The organism is Roseovarius gahaiensis (assembly GCF_011601345.1).
In the GTDB taxonomy this organism is placed as follows: domain Bacteria; phylum Pseudomonadota; class Alphaproteobacteria; order Rhodobacterales; family Rhodobacteraceae; genus Roseovarius; species Roseovarius gahaiensis.
In genome coordinates, this window is the sequence record NZ_JAAORB010000010.1 from 38,603 (window position 1) to 55,966 (window position 17,364).

Here is a 17,364-nt window from a genome sequence, read left to right on the forward strand (position 1 = left end):
CACGCGGGCCTCGGCCACCGGACTGGACCCGCAAATGCAAACGGGGAAGGCCCATGGCCCGCCCCGTTCGAATTCGTCCTGTCGTCACCGTGGTGACGTGCGGCCTTTAGGCCAGCTGCAGGTTGGTCGCGCTTTCGCGGCCGTCACGGCCTGCTTCAACGTCGTAAGTCACTTTCTGGTCGTCTGCCAGGCCGGTCAGGCCCGAACGCTCGACGGCGCTGATGTGAACGAACACGTCTTTGCCACCTGTTTCAGGTGCGATGAAGCCGAAGCCTTTGGTGGTGTTGAACCATTTCACTGTGCCATTGGCCATGTGAAGTCTCCTAATCAAGTATCCTGCCCGCGGAAGTGCGGCAGCGTGGCGTTGTCGTCTGGATCGAATGACTGAACGCCGTTTGAAGGGAGACAGTGGGTCGAAATAGAAAAACGTAGCAAGAGAGCGTATGACAGGTCAGGATCGGCTTGGCAAGGATAATCTGTAGCGAAGTTGTCGCGACCGTCCCGCGCGGGATCAAGGTGCGCAGCACCGCCGCGCGATCGCCAGTCCTGGGCTCCGCCCGTTCGTAGGCGAAACGCTCCCCCGGAGCGTTTCCGGGAAGCCTGCTCACCCACCCGCCGGGCTGGCGATTTGGTTCGCGTATGCGCCCTGTGTTGACGTCTTCCGATAGTGGCCGGGATAAATCGAGGGTTTCGGGGGGCGGGTCGCCATCCCGCGGTCTGGCGAACGTGCGGCTTGCTTTTTACGCCCTCAGCAGGGTGCGCAGTGACTGCGCACCCTACGATAATTACCGCGCGAATTTCTTATGCTTGATCCGCTTCGGCTCAAGCGCGTCGGGGCCGAGGCGACGTTTCTTGTCTTCCTCGTAATCCTCGAAGTTGCCTTCGAACCATTCCACATGGGCCTCGCCCTCGAACGCCAAGATATGCGTGCAGATACGGTCCAGAAAGAAACGGTCGTGGCTGATCACCACGGCGCAGCCGGCGAAATCAACAAGCGCGTCTTCCAAAGCGCGCAGGGTTTCAACGTCCAAGTCGTTGGTCGGTTCGTCGAGCAAAAGCACGTTACCGCCCGATTTCAACAGCCGTGCCATGTGAACGCGGTTGCGTTCGCCGCCCGACAGAAGCGAGACTTTTTTCTGCTGGTCACCGCCTTTGAAGTTGAAGGCCGAGCAATAGGCGCGCGAATTCATCTGGGCGTCGCCCAGTTGGATGATCTCGGCACCGCCGGTGATCGCCTCCCAGACATTGTCGCCGTCCTTGAGGTCATCGCGCGACTGGTCGACATAGGACAGCTCAACCGTATCGCCATATTCCACGGTGCCTTCGTCGGGCTGTTCTTGGCCCGTCAGCACCTTGAACAACGTCGATTTACCCGCGCCGTTGGGGCCGATCACGCCGACGATGCCGCCGGGCGGCAGCGAGAATGTCAGGTCTTCGATCAAAAGCTTGTCGCCCATGTGCTTTTTCAGGCCATCAACGTCGATCACCTTTTGGCCAAGGCGCGGACCGTTGGGGATGACAATTTGGGCGCGGGCCAGTTTTTCACGCTCGGACTGGTTGGCCAGATCGTTATAGGCGTTGATCCGGGCCTTGGATTTGGCCTGACGGGCCTTTTGGCCTTGCCGCATCCATTCCAACTCGCGCTCCAGCGTTTTCTGGCGCGATTTATCCTCGCGCGCCTCGTGCTGCAGCCGCTTGGCCTTTTGTTCCAGCCAGCTTGAATAATTGCCCTCGTAGGGGATGCCGCGGCCGCGGTCGAGTTCCAAAATCCAGCCGGTGATGTCATCAAGGAAATACCGGTCGTGCGTGACGATCAGGATGGTGCCCTTGTAGTCGATCAAGTGCTGTTGAAGCCACGCGATGGTTTCGGCGTCCAAGTGGTTGGTCGGTTCGTCCAGAAGCAGCATCTCGGGCGCTTCCAGAAGCAGCTTGCACAATGCGACGCGGCGTTTTTCCCCGCCCGACAGGGTGGTGACATCGGCATCATCGGGGGGGCAGCGCAGCGCCTCCATCGACACGTCGATTTGTGCGTCCAGATCCCACAGGTTCTGGCTGTCGATCTCGTCTTGCAGTTCCGCCATTTCATCGGCGGTTTCGTCCAAGTAGTTCATCGCCAGTTCGTTGAAGCGGTCCAGCTTGGCCTTCTTGGCCGCCACACCCAGCATGACGTTCTCGCGCACGGTAAGCGACGGGTCGAGGTGCGGTTCTTGCGGCAGGTAGCCCACCTTGGCGCCCTCGGCGGCCCATGCTTCGCCGGTGAAATCGGTGTCGAGGCCCGCCATGATCTTCATCAGGGTGGATTTACCGGCACCGTTGGGGCCCACGACGCCGATCTTCACACCGGGCAGAAAGCTGAGGTGGATGTTCTCAAAACATTTCTTGCCGCCGGGGTAGGTCTTGGAGACGCCCTGCATGTGATAGACGTATTGATTGGCTGCCATTGAGTGTGCTCCGAAACGGTTGGAAAAGAGTGTTGGTCCCGTATCTAGTCAATGTTGCAGGCCGCCGCAATCGCTGTGGGCGCGTTGGCGTTTTTCGGTTGGACAGGCGGTGAGGGGCTGGCACAAGGGCGCAATGACATTGCGTTTGCCATATGTGCGCCCCGGTCAGGTGGTGGGCTTGCTGGGCGGATCCTTCGATCCGCCGCATCAGGGGCATGCCCACATCAGTCGCGAGGCGCTGAAGCGCTTTGGACTGGATCAGCTTTGGTGGCTGGTCAGCCCAGGCAATCCGCTAAAGGCGCACGGCCCCGCCCCGATGGAGCGGCGCATCACGGCCTGCCGCGCAATGGTGACCCATCCGCGTATCCATGTCACCGATGCCGAGGCGCAGCTTGGCACTCGCTATACGGCCCAAAGCCTGCGGGCCTTGCAGGTGGCGCGGCCCGGTGTGCGCTTTGTCTGGTTGATGGGGGCCGACAATCTGGCGCAGTTCGATCAATGGCAGGATTGGCGCGACATCATGGAGCGTGTGCCCGTGGCGGTTTTGGCCCGGCCCGGCCAGCGGATTTCGGCGCGCATGTCCAAGGCGGCAAGGGTTTACGGCGCGGCACGGCTACCGGCGGCGTCCAGTCACTCTTTGGGTCATCGCGGGCCGCCAGCGTGGTGTTTTGTCAACGTGCCCATGCTGGCCGTGTCCTCGACCCGGTTGCGGGCCAAGGGCGAGTGGCCGCAATCTGAGCGCGGATGACGCAGAGTTGACCGACAAAAAGGATTGTGTGCGCCCCCGCGCTGCGCTTTATTCCCGGTATGGTCAAACAGCTGTCTCGAAGATTTTTCATAGGCACGGCGCTGGGTGCGCTTAGCACAGGGGCTTGGGCGGAGGCGCCTTCTGTGTCACTGCGTCCGGTGGTCCGGCCCAAGGGTCTGCAGACTGGCGCTGCGCCGAAGGCCGATGCGCTGATCAAGACGGCCAGTCTGGGCGGTCAGGTTGAGTTCGCGGTGATGGATGTGAAGACTGGCGTGCTTCTGGAAAGCCGCGGGGCGGCTGCGGGGCTTCCACCGGCCAGCGTGATCAAGACGGTGACGGCGCTTTACGCGTTGGATAGCCTTGGCGCGGACTACCGGTTTGCGACCCGCCTGATTGCCACTGGCCCGCTGGAAGATGGTGTGCTCAAGGGCGATCTCGTGCTGGCGGGTGGCGGCGACCCGACACTTGATACCAATGCGCTGGCGCAGATGGCCTCGGATCTGAAAGAGGCAGGCGTGCGCGAGGTGCGCGGCGCATTCAAGGTTTGGGGGGGTGCTGTGCCCTATGAGCGGGTGATCGACCCCACGCAGCCCGAGCATGTGAGCTATAACCCCTCAGTCTCGGGCCTGAACCTGAATTTCAACCGTGTTCATTTTGAATGGAAACGCGGCGGTGATGGCTACGATGTCAGCATGGATGCGCGGTCGGATCGCTACAGGCCAGCGGTGACGGTGGCGCGCATGGTGGTCGCAGGCCGCAAAGCGCCGGTCTACACCTATAGCGATGGCGGAGATCATGACGCCTGGACCGTCGCGCGGGGCGCTTTGGGCGCTTCGGGGTCACGCTGGTTGCCGGTGCGCAAACCCGAAGCCTATGCCGCCGAGGTGTTCGCGGGGTTTGCCCGCGCGCATGGCATCACTCTTAACTTGGGTGGCAGCCTGCGCAGCGCCCCGCAAGGCCTTGCGTTAACCACCCATCAAAGTGGCCCCTTGCGCGATATTCTGCGCAATATGCTGAAATATTCCAACAACCTGACGGCGGAACTGGTGGGGCTGACGGCCACCGCCGCGCGCGGGGGCAAGGCAGTGGCTTTGGCGACCTCTGCCAAAGAAATGAGCCGCTGGGCCCGCAGTGAGTTGGGCATGCAAGGCGCCAATCTGGTGGACCATTCGGGTCTGAGCGAACAGTCGCGCCTGAACGCCGGGGCCATGGCGCGTGCCTTGGTGCGGGTTCATGGCGACAAGCAGTTGCAGCCGATCCTGAAAGACATTCCCCTGCGCAATAGCGCGGGCGGGATCAATCGTGACCATCCGGTCAAGGTGATGGCCAAGACGGGCACCTTGTATTTCGTCAGCTCACTGGCCGGGTATATGACCGCCCCGGACGGCACCGAACTGGCCTTTGCGATCTTTTGCGCCAACACGGAAAAGCGGGCCGGGATCAATCGGCGGGCCGGCGGTCGGCCACCGGGCGCGGCCAATTGGAACAGGCGGGCCAAGAGCTTGCAACAGGCCCTGATCGAACGTTGGGGCCTTGTTTACGGGGTGTGAGCCACCGGCGCTGCAACGATCACTTCGGTGCCCCACGCGCTGCAATTTTCGGATAGGCCGGCGGGCAGCGGATGGTCGGTGAAAAACTTGTCGATATCGCGCAATGATCCGATGCGCACCGGCGCGCCGCGCCGGAACTTGGAATGGTCCGCGACCAGAAACACCTCGCGCGAGCGTTTCAGCAAGGTCTGCCCGACAACCACCTCTTGAATGTCGAAATCCAGCAGATCGCCATCTTCGTCCATCGCCGAGCAGCCAAGGATCGCGTAATCGAATTTGAAATTTTCGATGGTGCGCGCGGTCAGATTTCCCACCAATCCGTTATCGGCCCGGCGCAGGCTTCCGCCCGCGACGACGATGTCGCTGGTTTTGTTCGCCAAAAGGATATTGGCGACGTTCATGTTGTTGGTCACCACCATCAGCCCCGAGTGGTCCAGCAGCTCTTGGGCGACGGCCTCGGTCGTGGTGCCGATATCCAGAAACACCGACGCATTGTCAGGAATCGCATCAGCACAAAGGCGCGCGATTGCTTGCTTGGCATCTTCATTCAGGCGGCGGCGTTCCTCGTAGATGATATTCGTCACGCCCGAGGGCAAAATCGCGCCGCCATGCACACGCTCCAGCTTGCCGGCATTGGCCAGTTCGGTCAAATCGCGGCGTATGGTTTGCACAGTAACGTCAAAGCGTTCGGCAAGATCCTCGACCATGACCTTGCCTTCGATCCGGGCGATTTCAAGAATGTCGGGTTGTCGAAGGGTTTGGGACACGGCGCGAACCTTTGTTGTAATATTTTCGATTATGTTCGTTTGGTTGGTAATTTCAAGGTTAACGATGATTCGGCTTTCGTGGGAGTTTTCCTTTTTGACACAGTGCGGCAGGGAATAAGCGGTGAAAAACACCTGTAAATTCATTGGATTGCGCCAAAGCGAAAATAAACGAACATTCGTAATTGACTTGATTGTTGCAAATGTGTTTCGTTTGCGCTCACATTCGGCGATGAGAGAGGGAGGCTCAGGTGCCAACAGAGCATGACAACACCATTGTCGATCTGTTCGTGATCGGTGGCGGCATCAATGGCTGCGGCATTGCGCGCGATGCGGCGGGCCGTGGGCTGACTGTCGAACTGGCCGAAATGAATGATTTGGCATCCGCGACCTCCTCGGCGTCCACCAAGCTGTTTCATGGCGGTTTGCGCTATCTTGAGTATTTTGAAATCCGTCTGGTGCGCGAGGCGCTGATCGAGCGTGAAACCCTGCTGCGGGCGATGCCGCATATCAGTTGGCCGATGCGTTTTGTCCTACCGTATCACCGCGACATGCGGTTCGAGGGTGAAACGCCCACCTCGAAATTGCTGAACATTGTGATGCCATGGATGAAGGGGCGTAGGCCCGCATGGCTGATCCGGATGGGCCTCTTCTTCTATGATCACCTGGGCGGGCGCAAGATTTTGCCCGGCACGCGCACCTTGGATTTGCGCACTGATCCGGCAGGCCGGGTTTTGAAAGACAAGTTCGAGCGCGCTTTTGAGTATTCCGACTGCTGGATCGAAGACAGCCGTCTCGTGGTGCTGAACGCCCGTGATGCCGAGGCGCGTGGCGCAAAAATCCGAACCCGCACCAAAGTCACGTCAGCGCGCCGCGATGGCGATATCTGGTGCGTCACGACCAAGGATCTTTCCACCGGGGAGACCCGCGAAACCAAGGCACGGGCTTTGGTGAATGCCGGTGGGCCTTGGGTCAAGGATGTGATCCAGAACACGCTGCGCCAAAATTCCAGCGAGGGCGTGCGGCTGGTGCGCGGTAGCCACATCGTCACCCGCCGTCTGTTCGATCACGACAAATGCTATTTCTTTCAGGGCACCGATGGGCGGATCATCTTTGCCATTCCCTATGAAACCGATTTCACCCTGATCGGCACCACCGATGCCGAGCATAGCGATGTGTCCGCCAAGCCCGAATGCACCCCCGAAGAGGCCGAGTATCTGTGCAACTTCGCGTCCGAGTATTTCCGCCAGCCAGTGACACCAGACGATATTGTCTGGACCTATTCCGGTGTGCGGCCGTTATACGACGACGGGGCCAAGTCGGCCACGGCGGCGACCCGCGATTACGTGCTAAGCCTTGACGACATCGGCGGCGCGCCATTGTTGAACGTGTTTGGCGGTAAAATCACCACATATCGCAAATTGGCCGAGGCCGCGATGGCCAAGATCACGCCGTTTTTCCCGCAGGCTGGTGAGAACTGGACAGCGGGTGTTACCTTGCCCGGGGGGGATTTTCAGGTAAACGAGGTTGCGCGGCTGATTGATGATCTGCGCAAGGACTATGCGTTTCTGGATGAGTATTGGGCGGGCCGTTTGGTGCGCGCCTACGGCACCGAAGCCCGGCAGATTTTGGGGGACGCCACCTCGGCGGCCGATCTTGGCCCTGATTTTGGCGCGACCCTGACCGGGCGTGAAGTGACATGGATGATGCACCGTGAATATGCCCACCGCGCCGACGATGTGGTTTGGCGGCGCACGCGGTTGGGGCTGCGGATGAGCGCCGAGCAGATTGCCACGCTGGATGCATGGATGACATCGAATGCCGGTGCCGAGGGCAGCGCCCCGGCTGCCAAGCAGGCATGAGGGAGGAACAAGACCGATGACGCTAAAACTAGAAGGCGTGTCCAAGGTGGTTGCGGGGCAGACGCATATCTATCCCATCGACCTGACCCTCGAAAAGGGCACGATGAATGTGTTCTTGGGGCCTACGCTGTCGGGCAAGACATCTCTGATGCGGCTGATGGCGGGCCTTGATGTGCCCAATACTGGACGCATTGTGTGGAATGACGAGGATGTGACCGGCCGCCGGGTTCAGGACCGGAACGTGGCGATGGTCTATCAGCAGTTCATCAATTACCCGTCGATGACCGTTTACGACAATATCGCCTCGCCTTTGCGCCTGATGGGCCGCTCGGCCAGCGAGATCGACGCCGCGGTTCAAAAATCGGCCGATTTGATGAAACTGACACCGATGCTGCAGCGCAAGCCGCTGGAACTGTCGGGCGGTCAGCAACAGCGTTGCGCCTTGGCGCGGGCCTTGGTCAAAGATGCCGGGCTGGTCCTGCTGGATGAACCGCTGGCCAATCTGGATTACAAGCTGCGCGAGGAATTGCGCGTGGAAATCCCCAAGATATTCGAAGAATCCGGCGCGATTTTCGTCTACGCCACGACCGAGCCCGAAGAGGCGCTGTTGCTGGGCGGCAATACGGCCACCCTGTGGGAGGGGCGCATCACGCAATTTGGGCTTACGCCGGATGTCTACCGCCAGCCGGTCGATGCCACCACGGCACGCGTGTTCAGCGATCCGCCGATGAACTTTCTGTCGGTCAGCAAGACCGGAGGCAAGCTTTTGATCGGGGATGGGCAAAGCGCAACGGCGACTGGCAAGATGGCCGAGCTGCCCGATGGTCGCTACAGCGCGGGGTTCCGGCCCAACCATCTGGAAATCGGTCAGCATGCGGCGGATGCGATGAAATTCACCGCAACGCTGTCTGTAACAGAACTGACCGGCTCGGAAACCTTCGTGCATCTGGATCATCATGGTGAGCGATGGGTTGGCCTGATCCATGGTGTGCATGAGCTGACATTGGGGGCCGATCTGGATGTCTATCTGGACCCGCGCCACGTTTACATTTTTGGCGAGGATGGCGCGCTGATCGCGCCGGCCGCCTATGCCTTGGCGGCCTGAGGAGGGGAAAGATGGCAAAGATCACCTTGGATAATCTGGCGCATTCTTACCTGCCCAAGCCAACCCGTGAAGACGATTTCGCGCTGAAAGAGTTGAATCATGATTGGGACGATGGGGCGGCCTATGCACTGCTTGGCTCGTCGGGTTGCGGCAAGTCCACGCTTTTGAACATCATCTCGGGGTTGCTGCATCCCAGTCAGGGGCGCATTCTGTTTGATGGTCAAGACGTCACCAATGCCCCGACAGCGCAACGCAACATTGCGCAGGTGTTCCAGTTTCCGGTCGTTTACGACACCATGACAGTGCGTGACAATCTGGCCTTTCCGCTGCGCAACCGGGGCCGCGATGAGGCCTATGTCGCCGAGCGCGTGCAGGATGTGGCACGCATGATCGGCATGGAAGAAGAACTCTCACGTAAGGCCCGAGGTCTGACGGCGGATGCCAAGCAGAAAATCAGCCTTGGACGCGGCATGGTCCGCAAGGATGTGAATGCGCTGCTGTTTGATGAACCGCTGACCGTGATCGACCCGCATATGAAGTGGGAGTTGCGCACGCAGCTTAAAAAGCTGCACCACGATTTCGGCCATACAATGATCTACGTCACCCACGACCAGACCGAGGCGCTGACATTCGCCGACAAGGTCGTGGTGATGTATGACGGTCGCGTTGTTCAGATCGGCACGCCCGAGGAACTGTTTGAACGGCCCGAGCATACTTTCGTGGGCTATTTCATCGGCTCGCCGGGAATGAATGTGATCCCGGCCAAGGTTGAAGGCCGTCAGGCCTATGTCAACGGCTCGTCCATTGATCTGGGGCGCGGATATGCCCCGCTGGATGGCAAGGTTGAAATCGGCGTGCGTCCTGAATTTGCCCGCCTGTCTGACAGTGACGGCCTGCCTGTCAATATTCGCCGGGTCGAGGATGTGGGCCGCCACAAGATCGTGCGCGCGGATTTTTTCGGAAACGATATCAACATCATCGCAGGCGAGGACGAAGAGATCGGCGCAGACATGACGCGGGTCGTGTTCGATCCTGCGCATGTCAATGTTTACGCCAATGACTGGCGCGTCAACGGGGAGGCCGCGTGATGCAGGAAAAAACGGTTAATCATAAGGCATGGTTTCTTGTTTTGCCGGTGCTGGCGCTGGTGGCCTTTTCGGCGGTGATCCCGTTGATGACAGTGGTCAACTATTCCGTGCAGGACAGTTTCGGCAACAATCAATTCTTTTGGGCCGGGCTGGAATGGTTCCGCGAGATGTTGTCCGAGGAACGCATGTGGAATGCGCTGGGCCGTCAGATGGCGTTTTCGGCGATCATTCTGGCGATCGAGGTGCCACTGGGCATTTTCGTGGCGCTGAACATGCCCAAAAGCGGTTTTTGGGCCAGTTTCTGTCTAGTGGTGATGTCGCTGCCGCTGCTGGTGCCATGGAACGTGGTGGGCACGATCTGGCAGATTTTCGGGCGCGTCGATATCGGCCTTTTGGGCTATACGCTGGATGCGCTTGGCGTCAATTATAACTACACGCAGGATTTCATTTCCGCTTGGGCGACGCTGATTGTCATGGATGTCTGGCACTGGACTTCGCTGGTGGCGCTGCTGGCCTATGCCGGTCTGCAATCCATCCCCGACGCCTATTATCAAGCGGCCAAGATCGACCAAGCCAGCCGTTGGAAGGTGTTTCGTTACATCGAATTGCCCAAGATGATGGGCGTTCTGATGATCGCCATTCTGCTGCGCTTCATGGACAGCTTCATGATCTACACCGAGCCTTTCGTTGTCACAGGCGGTGGCCCCGGCAATGCCACAACCTTCCTGTCGATCGACCTTGTCAAAATGGCACTTGGTCAGTTCGATCTGGGCCCGGCGGCGGCGTTCTCGATCATGTATTTCCTGGTGATCCTCGCGATTTCATGGGTGTTCTACACGGTGATGACCAATCTCGACAAACGGGAGGGCAAGTAAATGGCCGATATGACCGCAAATCCAAGCGTGGCGCGCAAGGCCAGCTTGCCCCGCATCAACAGCAGGTTGGTGGTGATGACGCTGTATCTCGTGTTTCTGATGCTGCCGATCTACTGGCTGCTGAACATGAGCCTCAAGACGAACTCCGAGATCCTCAACAGCTTTACGCTGTGGCCGCAGAACCTGACATTTGCCAACTATGCGACCATCCTGACCGATGCGAGCTGGTACATGGGCTATGTCAATTCGATGATCTATGTGGTGATGAACACGGTGATCTCGGTCGCGGTGGCGCTGCCGGCGGCCTATGCCTTCAGCCGCTATCACTTCATGGGCGACAAGCACCTGTTCTTCTGGCTGCTGACCAACCGGATGGCCCCGCCTGCGGTGTTCGCGCTGCCGTTCTTCCAGCTTTATTCATCGGTCGGCTTGTTTGACACGCATATCGCGGTGGCCTTGGCGCATTGCCTGTTCAACGTGCCCTTGGCGGTGTGGATCTTGGAAGGGTTCATGCGGGGCGTGCCCAAGGAAATCGACGAAACGGCTTATATCGACGGCTACAGCTTCGGGCGCTTTTTCGTGAAAATCTTCATGCCGCTGATCGCCAGCGGGATCGGTGTGGCCGCGTTCTTTTGCTTCATGTTCTCATGGGTCGAACTGCTGCTCAGCCGCACGCTGACCAGCGTCGACGCCAAGCCGATTGCCGCCACGATGACCCGCACGGTGGGCGCATCAGGCATCGATTGGGGCGTGCTGGCTGCGGCCGGGGTGCTGACCATCGTGCCGGGCGCCTTGGTGATCTATTTCGTGCGCAACTACATCGCCAAGGGCTTTGCCCTAGGCCGCGTGTAAAGAAGGAGACGGATCATGGAATGGATGGCATGGACATGGCCCACGGCGATTTTCTTTATGGTGATCGCGGGCCTTCTGATCACCTTTTCGATCCTTGCGATCAAGTTCCCCGAAACGCCACGCAAGGGGGTGCTGCAGATCGAAACGACACGCGGTGACAGGTTGTTCATCACGCTTTTGGGCTCGGCCTTTATCAATCTGGCCTGGCTGGGGATCGTGGGGGCGCATCAGCCCTACGCGATGCTGGTTTGCTTGGCCTACGCTGCTGCAGTGTTCCGCTGGGTGTAGGGCAGGCGGCGCGCATGGGGCCAAGGACACCCGGCGCGCAACACGACCGTCCTTGACTGAAAATGACGTAATTTGGTTCGAAACACGGGAGGATAGAACCCAATGACCCTCAGTTTGAAAACATCAACAGCCGTCGGGCTTGCCCTGTCGCTGCTGTCTGCCCCGGCCTTCGCCGGGATGGACGAGGCGCGCGCATTCCTTGATAGCGAAATCGGCGATCAGTCGGCCTTGACCCGGGAGGAGCAAGAGGCCGAAATGCAATGGTTCATCGACGCGGCCCAGCCTTATGCAGGTATGGACATTCGCGTTGTGTCGGAAACCATCGCCACGCACGAATACGAATCCAAGGTTCTGGCCCCGGCCTTTACCGCGATCACCGGCATCGAGATCACCCATGACCTGATCGGCGAAGGTGACGTGGTGGAAAAGCTGCAGACACAGATGCAGTCAGGCCAGAACATCTATGACGCCTACGTCAACGACAGTGACCTGATCGGCACGCATTGGCGCTATCAGCAAGTGCGCAACCTGACCGACTGGATGGCCGGCGAAGGTGCGGACGTGACCAGCCCGGGCCTTGATCTGGATGATTTCATCGGCACCGAGTTTACCACAGCGCCCGATGGCAAACTGTATCAGTTGCCGACCCAGCAATTCGCCAACCTTTATTGGTTCCGGTATGATTGGTTCAACGACGAAAAGAACAAGGCCGATTTCAAAGAAGCCTATGGCTATGATCTGGGCGTTCCGGTCAACTGGTCGGCCTATGAGGACATTGCCGAGTTCTTCACCGGGCGTGATCTAAGCCATCTGGGCGTCGACGACGAAGTCTATGGCAACATGGACTATGGCAAGAAAGACCCCAGCCTTGGCTGGCGTTACACCGATGCGTGGATGTCCATGGCAGGCATGAGCGATGTCGGCGAACCCAACGGCCTGCCGGTCGATGAATGGGGCATTCGCGTCAACGAAAAGAGTCAGCCGGTGGGCGCCTGTGTCGACCGTGGCGGTGCAACCAACGGCCCGGCGGCGGTTTACGCCATTGAAAAGGCGATTGACTGGCTTCAGAACTACTCGCCGCCTGCGGCGCAGGGCATGACCTTCTCCGAGGCGGGCCCGATCCCGGCACAAGGCAATGTGGCCCAGCAGATGTTCTGGTATACCGCGTTCACCGCAGCGTCGGTCAAGCCGGACCTGCCGGTGATGAACGAAGACGGCACGCCCAAGTGGCGCATGGCCCCCAGCCCGCACGGGGCATACTGGGAAGAGGGCATGAAGGTTGGCTATCAGGACGTGGGCAGCTGGACGCTGATGAAATCCACGCCCGTCGACCGCGCACAGGCCGCATGGCTTTATGCGCAGTTCGTGACCTCGAAAACCGTTGACGTGAAGAAAAGCCATGTTGGCCTGACCTTCGTGCGTGACAGCTCGATCAATCACGAAAGCTTCACCGAGCGTGCGCCGAAACTGGGCGGTCTGGTGGAATTCTACCGCAGCCCGGCGCGCACCCAGTGGTCGCCCACCGGCACCAACGTGCCTGACTACCCAAAGCTGGCACAGCTGTGGTGGCAGAACATCGGTGACGCCATGTCAGGCGCCAAGACCGCGCAAGAGGCTTTGGACAGCCTGTGTTCGGATATGGAAAGCGTGATGGAGCGTCTGGAACGCGCAGGTATCCAAGGCGATATCGGCCCGGTGATGAATGAAGAGCAGGATCCCGAGTATTGGCTGAGCCAGCCCGGCGCGCCCAAGCCCAAGCTGGCAAACGAGGACGAAGAGCCGATCACCGTCAGCTATGACGAATTGATCGCAAGCTGGAAGTAACCCTCCCGTCCGGGGGCGGCTTGTGGGCTGGCCCCGGACACTCCCTGTCATGCAAGCCCTTGGGCGCAGTTGCACAAGCGGCTGGCACGGCTAAACTGCGGTCGCCGCACCCGTGGCGGCCGCTTTTTTATATCTCAACATTGACAGAACGCGCAGGACCAGACCGATGACCCATATTCTTGCTATTGATCAGGGCACCACGTCCAGCCGGGCGATCCTTTTTGACCGTGACATGCGGTTGGTCGCCACCGCGCAGGAAGAATTTCAACAGCATTACCCCGATTCCGGCTGGGTTGAACACGATCCAAACGATCTGTGGTCCACCACCGCAGGCACCTGCCGCGAAGTGATCGAGCGGGCCGGGCTGGGCGGCGCGGATATCAGCGCCATCGGCATCACCAACCAGCGTGAAACCACGGTTGTTTGGGATCGCGCCACCGGTATGCCTGTTTATAACGCCATCGTCTGGCAGGATCGCCGCACCGCCGAGTTTTGCCGCAGCCTGCGTGACGCAGGTCACGAGCCGATGATCAACGACCGCACCGGCCTGCTGCTTGACCCCTATTTTTCGGGAACCAAGCTGAAATGGATTTTGGACAATGTCGAAGGGGCCCGAGCCCGCGCCGAAGCCGGAGACTTGCTTTTTGGCACGGTCGATAGCTACCTGATCTGGAAGCTGACCGGCGGCGCGGTGCATGCCACCGATGCCACCAACGCCGCGCGCACCTTGCTGTATGACATCCGCAAGGGCCGCTGGAGTTCGACAATTTGCGACTTGCTGGATATCCCGCAATCCATGTTGCCTGATGTGCGCGACAGTGCCGACGATTTCGGCGTGACGCGCGCCGATCTGTTCGGGCGTGCAGTGCCCATTCGGGGCGTTGCCGGGGATCAGCAGGCCGCGACAGTAGGGCAGGCGTGCTTTCAGCCCGGCATGATGAAATCCACCTATGGCACAGGTTGTTTTGCACTGCTCAACACCGGCGAGACGCCCGTTGTGTCACAAAACCGGCTTTTGACGACCATTGCCTATCAGTTGGACGGCAAGCCGACCTATGCGCTTGAAGGGTCGATTTTCATCGCCGGGGCGGTGGTTCAATGGCTGCGCGACGGGCTCAAGATCATCCGCGAGGCCTCGGAAACACAAGGATTGGCCGAACGCGCCGATCCGGCGCAGAATGTGGTGCTTGTGCCGGCGTTTACCGGCTTGGGTGCCCCCTATTGGAATGCCGAGTGCCGTGGCGCGGTGTTTGGCCTGACGCGCAATTCGCGGCCCGAAGAATTTGCCCGCGCCGCGCTGGAAAGTGTCGGCTTTCAAACCCGCGATCTGCTGGATGCGATGCGCGCCGATTGGGCGGCGCAGGCCGGCACCGGCGATGTGGCCACGCTGCGCGTCGATGGCGGGATGAGCGCGTCAGACTGGGCGATGCAATTCTTGTCCGATATCATCAACGCCCCGGTCGACCGGCCCGAGGTGTTGGAAACCACCGCATTGGGCGCCGCGTGGCTGGCCGGAATGAAGATCGGGCTTTACCCCGAGCAAGAAGAATTCGCCAAAACATGGGCGCTGGAACGCCAATTCACCGCCTGCATGCAAGAGGCCGAGCGTGTCCGCAAATACAACGCTTGGAAACGCGCGGTGGAGGCGACTCTTAGCTTTTGAGGTGGCACTGCCGCTGCGCACCACCGCACTTTGGTAATAAATAATTACCAATCTTGTTGCCGATCGGAAACTTTGCGGGTAGCTATTGGAGGGCGTGCATACCAATGCATGCCCGCCAAGATCAGCAGTGGAGGAGCCCGAGATGGTGCAACGTATTGAAAAGCATGGCCTTCAAGTGGCCGAAGACCTAGCCCGCTTTGTCGACGACAGCGCCCTGCCGGGCACGGGTGTTTCGGCGGATGGATTCTGGTCAGGCTTTGCCGCGCTGATCAAAGAGATGGCCCCAAAGAACAAGGCCTTCCTTGACCGGCGCGAAGAATTGCAGCGCCAGATCGACGATTGGCATATCCGCCACCGCAACCAGCCGCATGATCACGAGGCCTATAAGGCGTTTCTTAAGGACATCGGCTATCTTGTCGAAGAAGGTCCGGATTTTGAGATCGAGACAACGAATGTCGACCCCGAGATTGCGCTTGTGCCGGGGCCGCAACTGGTGGTGCCGATCACCAATGCCCGCTACGCGCTGAATGCCGCAAATGCCCGTTGGGGCAGCCTTTATGATGGGCTTTACGGCACTGACGCCATGGGAAGCCTGCCGCCCAAAGGCGGCTATGACCGTGGCCATGGTGCGCGGGTCGTGGCGCGCGCGCGGGTGTTTCTTGATGAGGCGTTTCCGCTGGTGGGCACCAGCCACGCGGATGTGCGGCGCTACTACGTGCAGGATGGGGCGCTGTTGGTTGATGATTGCCCGCTGGCACAGCCCGAGAAATTCGTCGGCTACCGTGGCAACCCGAAGGCCCCCGATGCCGTGGTGTTGCGCAATCATGGTCTGCATGTCGAACTTGTGTTTGACCGGGCGCATTTCATTGGCTGCCGTGATCAGGCGCTTTTGGCCGATGTGCAGATCGAAAGCGCTGTGTCGGCGATCATGGATTGCGAAGACTCGGTCGCCTGCGTGGATGCCGAGGACAAGGTGCAGGCCTATGCCAACTGGCTGGGCCTGATGCAGGGCAATCTTGAGGCCAGTCTCGACAAGAACGGTAAAACCATCACTCGCCGCTTGGCCGAAGATCGCCACTATACCGCGCCCGATGGCAGTGACTTGATGCTCAAGGGCCGCGCCCTGATGTGGGTGCGCAATGTCGGCCACCTGATGACCAACCCGGCCATTCTGGACGCCGACGGCCATGAAATTCCCGAAGGCTTGATGGATGCCGCGATCACAAGCCTGATCGGTATGCACGACCTCAAGCGGGAGGGTGGCAACTCGGTGCATGGCTCGATCTATATCGTCAAGCCCAAGATGCACGGCCCCGACGAAGTGGCCTTCACCGACGAGATATTCACTCAAGTCGAAAAGTTCCTTGGCCTGCCGAAATACACCTTGAAAATCGGCGTTATGGACGAAGAACGCCGCACCTCGGTCAACCTCAAGGAATGTATCCGCGCCGCCAAGCATCGCGTGGCCTTTATCAACACCGGCTTCCTTGATCGCACAGGTGACGAAATACACACCAGCATGGAGGCAGGCCCCTTCAGCCGCAAAGATTTCATCAAGCGCAAGGCGTGGATCGCGGGCTATGAAAACCAGAACGTTGATATCGGGCTGGAATGCGGGCTGTCGGGCAAGGCACAGATCGGCAAGGGCATGTGGGCCATGCCCGATATGATGGCCGCGATGCTGGAACAGAAAATCGAACATCCGAAATCGGGGGCCAATTGCGCATGGGTGCCGTCGCCCACGGCGGCGACCCTTCACGCGTTGCATTACCACAAGGTCGATGTGTTCGCCGTGCAGGACAAGCTCAAGGCCGGAGGGCGGCGCGCGTTTGTCGACACGCTGTTGGATATCCCCATGGCCAGCTTCCAAAAATGGTCGAAAGAGCAGATCGCCAAAGAGGTCGAAAACAACGCCCAAGGCATCCTTGGCTATGTCGTGCGCTGGATTGACCAAGGCGTTGGATGTTCAAAAGTGCCCGACATCAATGATGTGGGCCTGATGGAAGACCGCGCCACCTGTCGGATCAGCTCGCAACATATTGTCAACTGGCTGCATCACGGCGTTGTCAGCGAGGCCGAGGTGATGGACGCCATGCAAAAAATGGCCGAAGTTGTGGACCGGCAAAACGCCGATGACCCGGATTACAAGCCCATGGCCCCCGGTTTTGACGGCATTGCCTTCCAAGCCGCCTGTGATCTGGTCTTCAAGGGTCGCGAACAGCCCTCGGGCTATACCGAACCTGTGCTGCATCGCCGCCGGCTGGAACTCAAAGCCGCGCAATCAGCATAAATTTATAGCAGTAG

14 protein-coding genes are annotated in these 17,364 nt (G+C 59.6%); 11 read left to right on the forward strand and 3 right to left on the reverse strand.

Annotated features, from left to right (window positions below):
- Positions 1-106: 106 nt before the first annotated feature.
- Both HAT86_RS07535 and ettA read right to left on the reverse strand, forming a co-directional pair.
- Positions 107-313, reverse strand: coding sequence for a cold-shock protein (locus tag HAT86_RS07535; protein WP_085815897.1), 207 nt, complete (start codon positions 311-313; stop codon positions 107-109).
- A gap of 472 nt (positions 314-785) precedes the next feature.
- Positions 786-2,441 (reverse strand): energy-dependent translational throttle protein EttA, encoded by a 1,656-nt coding sequence (gene ettA / locus HAT86_RS07540; RefSeq protein WP_167195278.1) that lies wholly within the window; start codon positions 2,439-2,441, stop codon positions 786-788.
- Positions 2,442-2,574: 133 nt separating this feature from the next.
- On the opposite strand from ettA, the gene HAT86_RS07545 reads away from it, so the two are divergent.
- The gene (locus HAT86_RS07545) at positions 2,575-3,189 is read left to right on the forward strand and encodes a nicotinate-nucleotide adenylyltransferase (protein WP_167195280.1); all 615 of its coding nucleotides are present in this window, start codon (positions 2,575-2,577) and stop codon (positions 3,187-3,189) included.
- Between the two features lie 59 nt (positions 3,190-3,248).
- Complete coding sequence (dacB, locus tag HAT86_RS07550; RefSeq protein ID WP_167195283.1) at positions 3,249-4,739, forward strand: D-alanyl-D-alanine carboxypeptidase/D-alanyl-D-alanine endopeptidase; 1,491 nt, start codon at positions 3,249-3,251, stop codon at positions 4,737-4,739.
- On the opposite strand, the gene HAT86_RS07555 is transcribed toward dacB, so the two are convergent.
- The gene (locus HAT86_RS07555; RefSeq protein ID WP_167195286.1) at positions 4,727-5,506 is read right to left on the reverse strand and encodes a DeoR/GlpR family DNA-binding transcription regulator; all 780 of its coding nucleotides are present in this window, start codon (positions 5,504-5,506) and stop codon (positions 4,727-4,729) included. The two genes, dacB and HAT86_RS07555, sit on opposite strands and share 13 nt — an antisense overlap.
- Positions 5,507-5,754: 248 nt before the next feature.
- On the opposite strand from HAT86_RS07555, the gene glpD reads away from it, so the two are divergent.
- The 9 genes from glpD to HAT86_RS07600 all read left to right on the forward strand — a co-directional run bounded on the left by glpD (position 5,755) and on the right by HAT86_RS07600 (position 17,350).
- Positions 5,755-7,365, forward strand: a complete 1,611-nt coding sequence (glpD, locus tag HAT86_RS07560) for a glycerol-3-phosphate dehydrogenase (protein WP_167195289.1) — start codon at positions 5,755-5,757, stop codon at positions 7,363-7,365.
- A gap of 16 nt (positions 7,366-7,381) precedes the next feature.
- The gene (locus tag HAT86_RS07565) at positions 7,382-8,470 is read left to right on the forward strand and encodes an ABC transporter ATP-binding protein (RefSeq protein WP_167195292.1); all 1,089 of its coding nucleotides are present in this window, start codon (positions 7,382-7,384) and stop codon (positions 8,468-8,470) included.
- Between the two features lie 11 nt (positions 8,471-8,481).
- Positions 8,482-9,558, forward strand: coding sequence for an ABC transporter ATP-binding protein (locus tag HAT86_RS07570; RefSeq protein WP_167195295.1), 1,077 nt, complete (start codon positions 8,482-8,484; stop codon positions 9,556-9,558).
- Positions 9,558-10,433 (forward strand): carbohydrate ABC transporter permease, encoded by an 876-nt coding sequence (locus tag HAT86_RS07575; RefSeq protein WP_167195298.1) that lies wholly within the window; start codon positions 9,558-9,560, stop codon positions 10,431-10,433. The genes HAT86_RS07570 and HAT86_RS07575 overlap by 1 nt, the downstream gene beginning before the upstream one ends.
- Positions 10,434-11,285 carry a carbohydrate ABC transporter permease gene (locus HAT86_RS07580; RefSeq protein WP_167195301.1) on the forward strand — a complete coding sequence of 284 codons (852 nt, stop codon included), beginning with the start codon at positions 10,434-10,436 and terminating at the stop codon, positions 11,283-11,285.
- A 15-nt stretch (positions 11,286-11,300) separates the two neighbouring features.
- On the forward strand, positions 11,301-11,573 hold the full coding sequence (locus HAT86_RS07585) for a DUF2160 domain-containing protein (RefSeq protein ID WP_167195304.1): 273 nt from the start codon (positions 11,301-11,303) through the stop codon (positions 11,571-11,573).
- A gap of 102 nt (positions 11,574-11,675) precedes the next feature.
- Complete coding sequence (locus tag HAT86_RS07590) at positions 11,676-13,397, forward strand: ABC transporter substrate-binding protein (protein ID WP_167195307.1); 1,722 nt, start codon at positions 11,676-11,678, stop codon at positions 13,395-13,397.
- A gap of 166 nt (positions 13,398-13,563) precedes the next feature.
- The gene (gene glpK / locus HAT86_RS07595) at positions 13,564-15,060 is read left to right on the forward strand and encodes a glycerol kinase GlpK (protein ID WP_167195310.1); all 1,497 of its coding nucleotides are present in this window, start codon (positions 13,564-13,566) and stop codon (positions 15,058-15,060) included.
- A 142-nt stretch (positions 15,061-15,202) separates the two neighbouring features.
- Entirely contained in the window at positions 15,203-17,350 is a 2,148-nt protein-coding gene (locus HAT86_RS07600; RefSeq protein ID WP_167195313.1) for a malate synthase G, read from the forward strand.
- The last annotated feature ends 14 nt before the right edge of the window (positions 17,351-17,364 follow it).